Raw genomic sequence first — 12,837 nt, 5'->3', positions numbered from 1 at the left:
TAATCCTGTTGTATATTTCGCTAATCGAAATATATAATGTGTATGATAAAGGAAGTGGTTAGATTGCAAGCTTGGAAAAAGAACCTTTGGATTCTATTGATAAGTCAGTTTATGGTTATTAGTGCAATGACAATGATTATTCCATTCCTACCCTTATATTTACAGGAGCTTGGAGTTAATAATCCTGAGACGCTAAGTATATGGGCTGGCGTTATTTTTGGTGCGAACTTCTTAACCGCCTTTCTTTTCTCTCCTTTTTGGGGGCGAATGGCTGATAAGTATGGTCGCAAAATGATGATTTTAAGGTCTGGTTTTGGGATGGCACTTGTGATTAGTTTAACAGGGTTGGCTGTCGGACCAATTAGTTTATTATTTTTACGATTGCTAAATGGAGTTATTTCGGGATTTATTCCGGCATCGATTGCACTAGTTTCAACTAATACACCAAAGGAACATGTTGGTAGGGCACTTGGCATGTTACAGTCTGGAGCTGTATCTGGAGCAATTATTGGTCCGTTATTGGGTGGTGTATTAGCTGAAGCCTTTGGCTATCGGTTCGTATTTCTGTTAACAGGGATTTGTATTTTCTTTGCAGCCCTTGTTGTTCTATTCTTTGTGAAGGAAGAATTTGAACCACTGCCGACAACAGAGAAAACGAGTACATGGCAGGAATTCAAAAAAATTACGAGTATCCAACCAGTGCTCTCTTTATATGTTGTTATATTTATTATTCAATTAGCTGTAATGGGTATTAACCCACTATTATCGCTATTTGTAGAAGAGCTAACGGCAGCTCAGAGTGTGGCCTTTTATGCTGGATTGACAATTTCAGTTATGGGGTTTGCGAATATGCTTGCATCTCCTCAGCTAGGGAAGCTTAGTGATAGGGTGGGGGCACATCATGTGATTATCTATTCAATGCTCGGTGTCGCACTTTTCTCGATCCCTCAAGCATTTGTCACCGAAATCTGGCAATTAATCTGCTTACGTTTTCTAGTCGGTTTATGCCTAGGAGGTTTACTTCCAGCGGCCAATACGTTAATTCGGATGCATGCTCCATCTGGTATGGAAAGTCGAACATATGGATTTTCAAACAGTGCGATGTATCTCGGGACAATGATTGGTCCGATGGTCGGTGGGTCAATTGTAGCTGGTATCGGGATAAGGGGACTCTTCCTCGTTAGTGCGACTCTATTACTTGTAAATGTATTAATTGTTAAATTTAAAGTAATCCCACCTGCTCAAAAAGAATTTCGCAAAGAAAAAATACGGAGGCAAGGACAAAAGAAGAATGCCTTGACCCATTGATCAAAAAAAGTACCTAACCGTCAAAAGACGACTGGGTACTTTTTCTTAAGACAAGAATCAAATTGACTAACTCATTGGTGGTAAATATCGATTTAACCGGAGAACCCCTGTTAAATATTGATAGTAAAGATCTATCTCTGCAAATTGCTTTGAATTTTTGACTTCGAGTCGATGGATATCTAGATTAAGTTGATTGACCGCCTCTTCAAATAAACGATATCGCTCGGTCGGTTTATGAATTGGGTTATAGATCCCTTCATGACATACATACAGTGGCATCATTTTTCCGGGTAAAGCTGGCTTTAATAGGACAACGAGTGAGGACATGTCCCTTTCGTCAATTTTGGTATCAAGCCGTAAAATTAGATGAATCCGATCTTTATTGGTTTTTGCAATTTCAATTAATTCATAAAGATCATTGTATCCTTCTCCGAGTTTAATAAAACGTTGAATCATTATTTTTTCCTTCTTTCTAAACAATGGATTGTCCGTTTTATCGTAGCTTAAAAAAAAAATCCTCGCAAGGGATTCCTTGCGAGGTGCCTTACACATACAAGGTATGTATTTAAGGCTATGGGAGAGGAGAAACCGGAGGAAGAACTTATGGGGAAACGTAAGCCTTCTCCGCGGTTGTAGCAACACTAGGTGTGCTACTAATTTCAGTATGACCTGAATGATTTATCTTCATACATTCAATTTTAATAAAGAGAAAAAATGTCGCATATGTTGAATATTGAAGGTTTATGATAGGATAGAAAAAGAAAAACTGAAGTTAGGATTGGGTGAGTAGAGTGAGAGTGATTTCAGGAGAGAAAAGAGGGCTACCTTTAAAAGCCGTGCCTGGTTCAACAACAAGACCGACGACAGACAAAGTAAAGGAATCTATTTTTAATATGATTGGGCCGTATTTTCAAGGTGGACTGGCTCTTGATTTATATGCTGGTAGTGGTGGTTTAGGAATTGAAGCGTTGAGTCGAGGGATTGAGAGAACTATTTTTGTTGATCAAAATCGTAAGGCGATTGAGACGATTAAATTAAATTTAAAACAATGTTCATTTGAAGAGAGTTCAGAAGTGTACCGGAATGATGCTGATCGAGCCTTGAAGGCCCTAATAAAAAGAGAATTGGCTTTTACGGTTATTTTTCTCGACCCGCCCTATGCCAAGCAGGCGCTTGTAAATGAAATGAGTATCATTGCTGATTTTCATTTACTAGAGCCGTCTGGTGTAATTGTATGTGAGCATGCAAATACAGTTTCATTACCAGATCGTATTCAAAATTTTTCAAAGAAGAAAGAGGAAACGTACGGAGATACGGTGATTAGTATCTATGCGTTTGATTAAGAAGGGGGTTTCTATATGCCAAGTATAGCCGTTTGTCCAGGAAGCTTTGATCCAGTTACTCATGGACATATTGATATTATTACTAGAGCAGCTTCTGTTTTTGATCAGGTAATCGTAGCGGTATTACATAATCGAAATAAAAAGCCACTATTTTCAGTAGAAGAGCGAATCGAGTTATTAAAGCAAGTGACTTCGCATCTACCAGAAGTGAAGATTGATTCATTTAATGGTTTATTAATTGAGTATATGAAAGAAAACAATGCCAAGACAATTATTCGGGGGTTGCGTGCCGTTTCAGATTTCGAATATGAAATGCAGGCAGCTTCTATTAATAAAAAGCTCGGCCCTGAAATTGAGACATTCTTTATGATGACAAATAATAACTATTCATATTTGAGTTCAAGTATTGTAAAAGAAGTAGCGAAGTACGATGCAGATGTTTCTGGATTGGTTCCTGAAGTTGTTGCAGAGGCACTAAAGAAAAAGTTTAATTAATAAAACTCTGAGGCTGTTGAAAGAGGATAATCCAATCCTTTCCGACAGCCTCGTTCGTTTACTATTTTGCTAATATTTGTTTACTTAGTAAATAGAGATAGGTAAGCAGCATCACAAGTGTGAAAAGAGGTCCGAATTCAACGAGATTCAGCCAAATCGTTGATAACCAATGATTCGATCCTTCTGCTAGAAAAGCGGGCATGCTTCCCCAGGTTTCTGTTGTTTCTGTTTGATTTAAATAGAGTGGCTTCCACAGAACTAAGGCAAACAGGGCAGCGAAAAGTCCATGAAATAAACGTGCGATGAAAAATGGTTTGAAACGAATATCGGTCTCCGCCAAAATACTCGCTACCTGAGCTTGAACGGAAAACCCACTAAAGGCGAGAAAGAAACTAGTTACAATTACTTTCTCCAGTAATGTTGTGTCTACTTCACTAGCCATTTGAGCACCGAGAGTGATTTCAAAAATTCCTGAGATTAAGGGTAAGCTTAAATCACTTGGTAATTGGAAAAAAGTAAGTATAATAGAAAAGAAAGAAGCTAGGATCGATGTTATGCCAATTAAACTTAAAATCTTGTTTAAAACGGAAAATAAAATAACGAAACCGCCAATCATTAATAGCGTACGAACGGATGACTGGACAGCGTCCCCTAGCAGTTGCCCAATCGGCCTTCCATCACGAATACGTTCTTCATGCAGTAATTTAAAAGCTTGTTTAAGTCCTTTAGATGATGCATTGTTCGATGTTTCTTTTTCTTGGTTGTAACCGTGAAATCTCATCATGATTCCGACGACAATATTGCCAAAATAATGTGAAAGTGCAAGGAGAAGACCTAAAGTGGCATCATGAAAAAAGCCGACAGCAATAGCTCCAAATATGAAAAGTGGATTTGAGGAATTCGTAAAAGAAACAAGCCGCTCTGCTTCTATTTTTGTTAGCTTCTTTTCTTGACGTAATCGTGCTGTCAATTTTGCTCCAGCAGGATATCCTGAAGCAAGTCCCATTGCCCACACAAATCCACCGACTCCTGGCACGCGAAATAAGGGTCTCATTAAAGGCTCTAAGAGGGCACCGATTAATGAGACAACACCAAACCCTATTAAGAGCTCGGAGACAATAAAGAAAGGTAAAAGCGAAGGAAATACGACTTCCCACCACATTTGCATTCCTCGTATAGATGCTTCAAGTGCTTCTTTTGGAAAGATCATCAGTGAGGCAGCTAACAAAAGGCTTACTAGGGCTAGGATAAATGTCTTGGTTGTTGAGAACGTCATTAGATTACAGCCTCCTTTTTACATCACAATGAAACAAGCTTAGAAAGTTGTCCTATCATTAACTATACGTATACAAGCTCGTAATAGACCATATCATTTTATGAGTACATAAAATGGTTAGGAGAGGATGTTTGTGAATCGTACTCGTCCGAAAATTGGTCTTGCGTTAGGATCGGGGGGAGCCAGAGGTTTTGCACATATTGGTGTATTAAGAGCCTTAGAAAAAGAGGGGATTCCAATTGATCTAATTGCGGGGAGTAGTATGGGGGCTTTAGTTGGTTCTTTATATGGGGTCGGGCACACACCTGAAAACCTCGAGAAATTTGCACTGTTATTTAGAAAAAAATATTTTGTTGATTTTATTGTTCCAAAGCTAGGGTTCGTTTCGGGAAAAAAAGTAAAGGAACTCATTCGATTGCTCGCAAAAGGAAAATCTCTTGAAGAGCTAGTTCCAAAAGTTGCCGTTGTTGCAACAGACATTAAAATGGGAGAAAGGGTTGTATTTCAAGAGGGTGACCTAGCAACAGCCGTTAGAGCAAGTATCGCGATACCGGGAATATTTGTACCTGAGATCGTCGATAATCGGTTACTTGTGGACGGGGGAGTAATTGACCGTGTTCCTGTAGGTGTCTTAAAACAAATGGGAGCAGATGTGACAATTGCTGTTGATGTCTCTTACTTCAGAGAAGAACCAGATTTACATACGATTTATGATGTGATTATGCAAAGTATGGATATTATGACGCGCGAGATGATTCGATATCAAGAATTTAATAGTTCTGTTATGATAAGACCAATCGTTAAGCAGGCAAGTTCGCTTGCATTCACAGAAGTTGAATCTTTGATTAAATGCGGGGAAGAAGCAGCGAATAATCAAATGGATCAAATCAAAGCTGCAATCGCAACATGGAGGGGAAAAGAAGATGGCACAGCCCACTAAGCCTTATATTAAGAAAAGATGGATCATATTAATTATCTGTATTTTATTTCTCCATTTCTATCAATTACCTTATTATTACTCCCAACCTGGAGGAGCAAAGGTACTAGAAGAAGTTATCAAAGTTGAAGATGGATTTGAAGATGAAGGGTCGTTTATGCTGACGACTGTTCAGATGGGAAAGGCGAATTTATTCTTTTATTTATGGGCAAAGCTAAGTCCTTATCGGTCGATCTATCCAGAAGAGCAACTTCGATATGATGGTGAAACGGATGAAGAGTATCAGCATCGTCAGTTGATGGCTATGTCGACCTCTAAGGAAGCCGCAACGATAGTCGCATACGAGCATGCTGACAAAGAGATTAACTATGAATATCATGGAGTGCTTGTGACAGCATTAATAGAAGGGATGCCAGCAGCCTCTGTTCTTGAAATAGGTGATCGTATTAAACAAGTGGATGGTGTAGATGTGAAGACTGCTGATGAATTAATTGAACGATTGCAAGGGATGAGTCAACAGGACACTGTTCAATTAACAGTTGAGCGAGAGGAAGAAACCACGATATATGACCTTGGTTTTACACCTTTTCCAGAACAATTAGGTGCACCGGAAGGAAGAGTCGGGATTGGTATCTCTTCACCGGTCACTGACAGAGAACTCTGGATGGAGCCTGAAGTAAGTATTAACACGAGCCAAATTGGAGGCCCTTCAGCAGGATTAATGTTCTCATTGGAAATTTACAATCAGCTTACTGAGGAAGACCTTACGAAGGGGTATCAGATTGCAGGTACAGGTACCATCAATGAAGAGGGTGTCGTTGGTCGCATTGGTGGAGCAAATCAAAAGGTGGTCGCGGCAGATAAGGCAGGAGCAGAGTATTTTCTTGCACCAAACGAAGGGGGAGCGGAAAATTCCAATTATCAGGAAGCTTTAGCCGCAGCAAAGGATATTAAAACAGATATGAAAATCATCCCAATTGATACGTTTGAGGAAGCAATTGATTTTCTGGAATCTCTTTCATAGGGTAAATCAAAAAAAGAGTGTTTTAAAAGGCTGAAATTTATACCTTTTAGAACACTCTTTTTACTTAAGTATGATAGGTCCTTGATATTCCTGGCGTAATGCTTCTATCCTTTTTTTCGGTTGGAGAGGCTGGATGTAAACAGAGGTAGCCTTTTCTTCTAGATGTGCCACAATCCCAGTAGCTTTTGCACGTTTTGTGAGTAATTCAGTCTGTCTTATTTTTCTTGATGCACTCAAATACGCTTGTCCATTCTTTGTTAATCCGAGTAACTGAATATATGGTAATTTTGTTGATAATCCATTGGCGATCGTTTCTTTTGATGTGTTAGTCAAGATATGAACGGCTAAGCGTTGGAGCCTTGTCCATGTATAACGCTTCGTTTTCAGTTTCGTCATCCAATCGGAAAAGGATTCAGCTTCACGGATTGTTTCCTTGATTCGATATTCTAACCCCTCCTCACACTCATATATGAGACGTAACTGTTCAATTGTACTTGTCATTATTTTGTATTGTAGAAGAGGGAAGTAGCAATCCCATGTATGGAAGTTGATATAATAAGAATAATAGTCATTTAAAGCAACCAATGTCTCTTTTGGAATGACATGCTTAAGGTTTTCTATCGTTGCTCCTTCCTGTATTGCTTTTCGGATACTTGTTGCACTGGCAATCGAATCACTCGAAATGGTCTCCTCATGATAATGGGCCTTGATTCTTAAAGTTGTTTCTGGTTGAATTGATTTGTATTTTTCTTTAATGGTCTTCACATAATGAAAACCGAGAATATTATTTGGTTCGGTTAATGAAAGCCCTTGTGTTTCAAGACTGAGATCGCTAAATGCCTTGGATGATGCCTTTGGGTAGCTGAATCCTTGATTCATGTAAAGACGAATGAGGGGATCTAGCTTTGGTGCTTGCTCGTTCATGGTATCAACAAGCTTTATGAAATCTGTAATTTTTCCGGATTCACTGCCGAAGTGCAATGCTGATACACCCATTCCGTGTAAAATACTGACAGCACCTTCAGCAAATAATTCAGCTTTTTGGGTAGCATATAAGTATGGTAGCTCGACGACGATATCAATCCCATTAGCCAAAGCCATCTGTGTTCTAGTCCATTTTGAGACGATTGCAGGTTCCCCACGCTGTAAAAAGGAAGTACTCATGACCGCGATAACAACATCTGAATCTGTCTCTTGACGTGCTTGTTTTGCTTGATAGTGGTGACCATTATGAAATGGGTTATATTCTACAACTATTCCTACGGCTTTCATGTGATCTATCCTTTCGAAATGAACGGTTGGCTTTACTCTTTATGTATGTCATGCTACAATAAACGACATGCTCTAAACAAGTGCTTGTCTATAAAAAAAGACAGATTTAGCATTTAAAGTACTGTAAAGAAAAAAGGTTGACATTCAAATACTGTAGAGCTATACTTAATTTTGTTGTCTTAGAGGTGATCAAAAAGATGAAATGGTCCTTACAGCAACTTAACGTTGCCAAACATAAACCATTTACATTTGATGAAACAGTTGATCTAACTAGTATCAAACAGCTGAACTCAGAAATTAGGTCTGTTTCACCGATCCGTGTTCAAGGTGATCTCCTATATAGAGGTTCTCTTTTGACTTTTACGTTGAAAATAACTGGTGAATTAATTTTGCCTTGTTCTAGGACACTGGCTGATGTTAATTTTCCGATCAACTTAAACGTAGTAGAGCAATTTCATCCAGTTAATGACTATGTTACAGCAGATGTCGATCGTGATGATATTCATTTCTTTGAAGGAGAGATGATAGATTTAATCCCCGCGATTGAGGAACGAGTTTTACTTGAAATTCCAATGCAAGTTTTTGCAGATGATGGGTCGGAACGTCTTGCTCCGCCTACTGGGAAAGATTGGGAACTTCTAACAGAAGAGAACCAAAAGAAGCGAATTGATCCTAGGCTCGCTGATTTAGCAAAATTCTTTGAAAAAGAGTAGGAAAATCGAAGCAACGACAACGGTCGGACCTTCATTTCATAAAGCCAACGAGCTTTAAGCTGTTGGGATGACTAGATTTTGTAAGGAGGTGGGAATGATGGCAGTACCTTTTAGAAGAACATCTAAAACTCGCAAAGCTAAGCGTCGTACTCACTACAAATTAGCAGTACCTGGTATGGTTAAATGCCCTGAGTGTGGGGAATTGAAACTATCTCACCGTATTTGTAAAGAGTGTGGCACGTATAAAGGCCAAGATGTAGTAAGCAAGTAAAGTAATTGACGAAGAGGATTCTCCTCTTCGTCTTTTTTGTTTTATATAGGAACAATCCACTAATCGATGCTTAGGTACTCCCCGATAGAAAAAAACAATACAACTCCTACACTAGTAAAGTCAAACTCGCTGAAAATCTCCTTTAACAGATTAGAGGAAGCAGAGATGGCTCCACGACTTGCATTACTCAAAAGTCGCTTCTCCTCTATCTGCTAGAAAGAATATTACTCCTTTCGAATACATCTGTGAAAATAGGTAATAATTTATACTAGAATTTATCTTTTTTTTTCAGCTAATGCGTCTTTCTACTCTAGTAGATGCATACGTATAGAATAAATGAGATTTAAAGGAGAGTGTTTCTATGACAACCATTCGTCAGGACGCATGGAATACTGATGAAGATTTGATTCTTGCAGAAGTTGTGTTAAGACATATCCGTGAGGGAAGTACTCAATTATCTGCATTTGAGGAAGTAGGGGAAAGGCTATCAAGAACAAGTGCAGCGTGTGGATTTCGCTGGAATTCAGCAATAAGAAAAAAATATGAAGCTGCAATTGCACTTGCTAAAAAACAAAGATCCAAAGGCAAGAAAGCACAGGGTGAACAAGAAGAACAATCCATGAATGAAGAGGTCTCAGAAGAATTAACTCAGGTAAATGTAGCTGTCCAACCACCAGAAATAGCTTTAGAAAAAAAACAAGAGCCAGTTGAGACTAATCATGATGCTACACTAACAATGGAAAAGGTATTAACCTTTTTAGCCAATTACGAGGAAGATCGTAAAGCTCAAGTAGCCCAAACCGCTTACGATGAACTGAAAAAAGAAAATGAAAAATTAAAGGCTGAACTGGACAAAGCAGAACAAGAAAAGCGAATTATGGCTGAGGATTACCGGTCCTTATTATCGATTATGGACAGAGCTAGAAAACTTTCTTTATTTGAAACGAGTAAAGAAGCGTAATAAGATCTTGACTAATATCTAGAGACCACTGAAAAAGGTGTATCCGTACCTTGTTCAGTGGTCTCTTGTCGTTTGAGTTATCCACAAAAAAATCTCACTTTCCAAATAGAAAAACATATCTCCTACCACTGTATCTATTAAAGAAAACATTAAAATCGAATAATTATTAATTAAATTTATTCGAATATGTAGGAATATGGTACAATTTTCATATGGTAATAAAAGGGGAGATTGATATGAGAGTAACGATTGTTGGTGCTGGTGCAATTGGAATGTTGCTCACATACTATTTAACTAAAAATGGTTTTGAGACAACTCTTCTGACTAATAGTCAACGTCAAGCGAGTGAGTTAATGAAACAGGATCTGCAAATAATAAAGCACGACCAAACAAGGGACCAAATTAAAGTAGACGCAAGGCCTTTGCGAACTCTTGTGGGTGGAGAAACAATCGATCTAATGATTTTAGCTGTGAAATCCTATGATATAGAAAATGTCCTTACATATATTAGTGAATTAAAATTATCAATAACATCGATTCTATTTTTACAAAATGGTATGGGACATATTGACCTTGTTTCAGGCTTGTCGATTCAAGAAATTGGTATTGGAATTGTTGAGCATGGTGCATTAAGAAAAAATGATTTCACTGTTCACCATACAGGACTAGGTCAAATTAAATGGGGATATTACCTTGAAGGTAGAGGAATGGTACGTAAGATCCAAACCTCAGCTAGTTTTCCTTTTATCGAAGATGAAAATTGGTATTCCCTACTCGAAAAAAAATGGATCGTTAATTTATGTGTTAATCCGATGACAGCAGCTTTTAATTTAAAAAACGGTGAACTACTTTTAGAGCATTATCAAAAAATGGTAAGAATCATTTTTGAAGAGGTCATTTTGGTGCTAGATCGTCAAGATGAGAGAGATGAATTGTGGAAGTATTTGCAGCAAGTATGCCATAATACTGCTGAAAACTATTCATCTATGTATATTGATTTAGAAATGAATAGGAAAACAGAGATTGAAGGCATTGTCGGTGCTCTAAAGAAACGGGCAACTCGATTAAACCGCTCTGTTCCTGTCATTAATTTCTTATATGAAGGAATCAAGGCTAGAGAATGTCATAGGGGGTAAAATATGTCCATATTCACTTGGTTTATTGCAACAGTGGTTACCTTCCCACTGTTCGGATGGTATCTTTTATACATTGTTAAGGTTAAGAGAACGAAGAATAAGCGCAAATCTGTTCGCTTCGCTTCAGATTGGTCCACAATCTTATTTATGGCTTCTGTGTATTTTATTATTAATGAATTATGGCAACAATCTCTTCTGTTGGTAGTAATAGCCATTTCCCTTCTTATTTCAATGATTTTCACATGGTTACATTGGTATGTATCTGGAGATATTCATACTGGTAAATTGGTAAAAGGTATTTGGCGATTTAATTTTATTATATTTTTTTGCTTACATCTAATTTTGGTTGGTTATGGATTAGTATCACGACTATTTGAATACTTAGCTATTTAAAAAGAATTCAAAATACTTGGTCGTTTCTCCCTTATTTGATATAGTGATAATGAATTTAGTAACACGAAAGGGCGTCTACACATATGGAAGTTAGAGAAATAGACCTTTCAACAAACGGGTTTATAAATGATTACATAAATGGCAAAAAAGAGACGTTGTCTTTTTTTGATTACTCTATAGGTGAACAACATAGTTTTAAAAAAAGAGTTGATGATTTATATGGTAGGGAGTACCAACGTGAGGCATTAGTACGGTATTTTAGTGAGGTGCATCAATCCCTCCCATATTATGAACAATCTTCTAAGCAAATAATGAAATTAAAACAAGCCAATTCGGTTGTTGTAGTAGGGGGTCAACAGGCAGGTCTGTTAACTGGTCCTCTTTACACAGTCTATAAAGCGATCTCAATCTTGGCTTTTGCTAAACAGCAAGAAGAGAAACTAAAGGTACCGGTCGTACCTGTGTTTTGGATTGCTGGCGAAGATCATGATCTAGATGAAATTCGTTTTGTATATAAAGAGAAGGCTGCTTCTTGGAAGAAGCATATGTATGAAGGAAAATCCCGTCCAACATCGGCCTCAAATGTTGAACTTGATCAAAAAGAAATACAGATATGGTTAAACGACGTTTTTTCGACCTTACCTGAAACAGCATATACAAATAATCTTGTTCAAAAAGTAACCGAATTTCTCAAAGAAGCAAGGACCTTTGTTGATTTCTTCACGTATCTGATGAACTGGTTTTTTGGGAAAGAAGGCTTACTTCTATTAGATGCACATCACCCATCAGTGCGTGAACTAGAGAAGGGCTATTTCAAACAATTAATTATAGAGGTGGAGTCAGTTCAAAAAAAGCAGCTTCAAGGACTTGAAGAGTTTGTGAATGCTGGTTATGAAGAACCATTAGCAAGTGAGCGAACTAATGCTCATTTGTTCATTGATATGAATGGGGAACGTAAACGCTTAGAATTTGAAAATGATGTTTTTTTTATTAAAGGAACCAATACTACTTTTTCAAAGGAAGAATTGTTAGAGCATCTAGATCATCATCCTGAACTATTTAGTAATAATGTGGCCACAAGACCTCTAATGCAAGAATGGCTTCTACCTGTTTTGGCATTTATTTCAGGTCCTGGTGAGATAAAATATTGGGCAACTCTTAAGCATGTATTCCGGTTGTTTGATATGAAAGTACCGCCAGTAGTACCGAGGTACCAAATGACATTCATCCCAACTCATGTTCAAAAATGGTTAGCGGAAACAAATTACAGTGTTAATCATTTTATAGAAGGTGAAATGGGGATTTTGCGTGAGAGATGGTTAGAAGGTGTGAATGAATACCCAATCCGGGAAGTAATGATTAATGCGAAACAAGAAATACAAGAGAAGCACGCGACGATCTGTGAGTTAACAAAGCAAATGGATCCAACTCTTAGTAAGTTAAGTGAAAAAAATTGGCTTATTATTGAGAATCAGCTATCTTTTATTGAAAAGAAAATGAACAATTTTGTTCGACAATCACATGAAGAGACTCTTACAAAATTCACAGAATCAGGTCGATGGCTCTGTCCGTTGAATTATCCACAGGAACGAATTATTCATCCGATTTTGTTGATCAATGTCATAGGAGAAGAGCAGTATCAGCAATTAATGTCAATAAATTTGGAATTTAATCAGAGGCATAAGCTTATTTTCTTGTAAAATGCTGA

General features: G+C 37.8%; 14 protein-coding genes. 11 read left to right on the top strand and 3 right to left on the bottom strand.

Annotated features, from left to right (window positions below; genetic code table 11):
• Positions 1–63: 63 nt before the first annotated feature.
• A complete protein-coding gene (locus J7W16_RS13485; RefSeq protein WP_210597842.1) occupies positions 64–1,308 on the top strand; it encodes an MFS transporter in 1,245 nt (414 codons plus the stop codon).
• Positions 1,309–1,374: 66 nt separating this feature from the next.
• Here the strand turns inward: J7W16_RS13485 and J7W16_RS13480 are convergent, their stop codons facing one another.
• Entirely contained in the window at positions 1,375–1,764 is a 390-nt protein-coding gene (locus J7W16_RS13480; protein ID WP_210597841.1) for a DUF7147 family protein, read from the bottom strand.
• A gap of 335 nt (positions 1,765–2,099) precedes the next feature.
• On the opposite strand from J7W16_RS13480, the gene rsmD reads away from it, so the two are divergent.
• On the top strand, positions 2,100–2,651 hold the full coding sequence (gene rsmD, locus J7W16_RS13475) for a 16S rRNA (guanine(966)-N(2))-methyltransferase RsmD (RefSeq protein WP_210597840.1): 552 nt from the start codon (positions 2,100–2,102) through the stop codon (positions 2,649–2,651).
• A gap of 15 nt (positions 2,652–2,666) precedes the next feature.
• The gene (gene coaD / locus J7W16_RS13470; protein WP_210597839.1) at positions 2,667–3,146 is read left to right on the top strand and encodes a pantetheine-phosphate adenylyltransferase; all 480 of its coding nucleotides are present in this window, start codon (positions 2,667–2,669) and stop codon (positions 3,144–3,146) included.
• Positions 3,147–3,207: 61 nt separating this feature from the next.
• On the opposite strand, the gene ylbJ is transcribed toward coaD, so the two are convergent.
• Positions 3,208–4,422: a sporulation integral membrane protein YlbJ gene (gene ylbJ / locus J7W16_RS13465; protein WP_210597838.1), complete on the bottom strand. Its 1,215-nt coding sequence runs from the start codon at positions 4,420–4,422 to the stop codon at positions 3,208–3,210.
• A 133-nt stretch (positions 4,423–4,555) separates the two neighbouring features.
• On the opposite strand from ylbJ, the gene J7W16_RS13460 reads away from it, so the two are divergent.
• Together J7W16_RS13460 and J7W16_RS13455 are read left to right on the top strand one after the other, a co-directional pair.
• A complete protein-coding gene (locus J7W16_RS13460; RefSeq protein WP_346726932.1) occupies positions 4,556–5,362 on the top strand; it encodes a patatin-like phospholipase family protein in 807 nt (268 codons plus the stop codon).
• Positions 5,346–6,383, top strand: a complete 1,038-nt coding sequence (locus J7W16_RS13455; RefSeq protein ID WP_210597836.1) for a SepM family pheromone-processing serine protease — start codon at positions 5,346–5,348, stop codon at positions 6,381–6,383. Before J7W16_RS13460 ends, J7W16_RS13455 begins: the two co-directional genes overlap by 17 nt.
• A gap of 60 nt (positions 6,384–6,443) precedes the next feature.
• Here the strand turns inward: J7W16_RS13455 and J7W16_RS13450 are convergent, their stop codons facing one another.
• Positions 6,444–7,655, bottom strand: coding sequence for a nucleotidyltransferase (locus J7W16_RS13450; protein WP_210597835.1), 1,212 nt, complete (start codon positions 7,653–7,655; stop codon positions 6,444–6,446).
• Between the two features lie 197 nt (positions 7,656–7,852).
• On the opposite strand from J7W16_RS13450, the gene J7W16_RS13445 reads away from it, so the two are divergent.
• The 6 genes from J7W16_RS13445 (at position 7,853) to bshC (ending at position 12,829) form a co-directional block, all read left to right on the top strand.
• Entirely contained in the window at positions 7,853–8,368 is a 516-nt protein-coding gene (locus J7W16_RS13445) for a YceD family protein (protein ID WP_210597834.1), read from the top strand.
• 97 nt (positions 8,369–8,465) lie between these two features.
• Complete coding sequence (gene rpmF / locus J7W16_RS13440) at positions 8,466–8,639, top strand: 50S ribosomal protein L32 (RefSeq protein ID WP_210597833.1); 174 nt, start codon at positions 8,466–8,468, stop codon at positions 8,637–8,639.
• Between the two features lie 361 nt (positions 8,640–9,000).
• On the top strand, positions 9,001–9,600 hold the full coding sequence (locus tag J7W16_RS13435) for an RsfA family transcriptional regulator (RefSeq protein ID WP_210597832.1): 600 nt from the start codon (positions 9,001–9,003) through the stop codon (positions 9,598–9,600).
• Positions 9,601–9,836: 236 nt separating this feature from the next.
• Positions 9,837–10,736, top strand: a complete 900-nt coding sequence (locus J7W16_RS13430; RefSeq protein WP_210597831.1) for a 2-dehydropantoate 2-reductase — start codon at positions 9,837–9,839, stop codon at positions 10,734–10,736.
• A gap of 3 nt (positions 10,737–10,739) precedes the next feature.
• Complete coding sequence (locus tag J7W16_RS13425; protein WP_210597830.1) at positions 10,740–11,129, top strand: DUF3397 domain-containing protein; 390 nt, start codon at positions 10,740–10,742, stop codon at positions 11,127–11,129.
• Between the two features lie 83 nt (positions 11,130–11,212).
• Complete coding sequence (gene bshC, locus J7W16_RS13420) at positions 11,213–12,829, top strand: bacillithiol biosynthesis cysteine-adding enzyme BshC (RefSeq protein ID WP_210597829.1); 1,617 nt, start codon at positions 11,213–11,215, stop codon at positions 12,827–12,829.
• The last annotated feature ends 8 nt before the right edge of the window (positions 12,830–12,837 follow it).

Source organism: Halalkalibacter suaedae, assembly GCF_017939705.1.
Taxonomy (GTDB): Bacteria; Bacillota; Bacilli; order Bacillales; family Bacillaceae_D; genus Halalkalibacter; species Halalkalibacter suaedae.
This window is presented reverse-complemented; position numbering and strand designations above follow the sequence as displayed.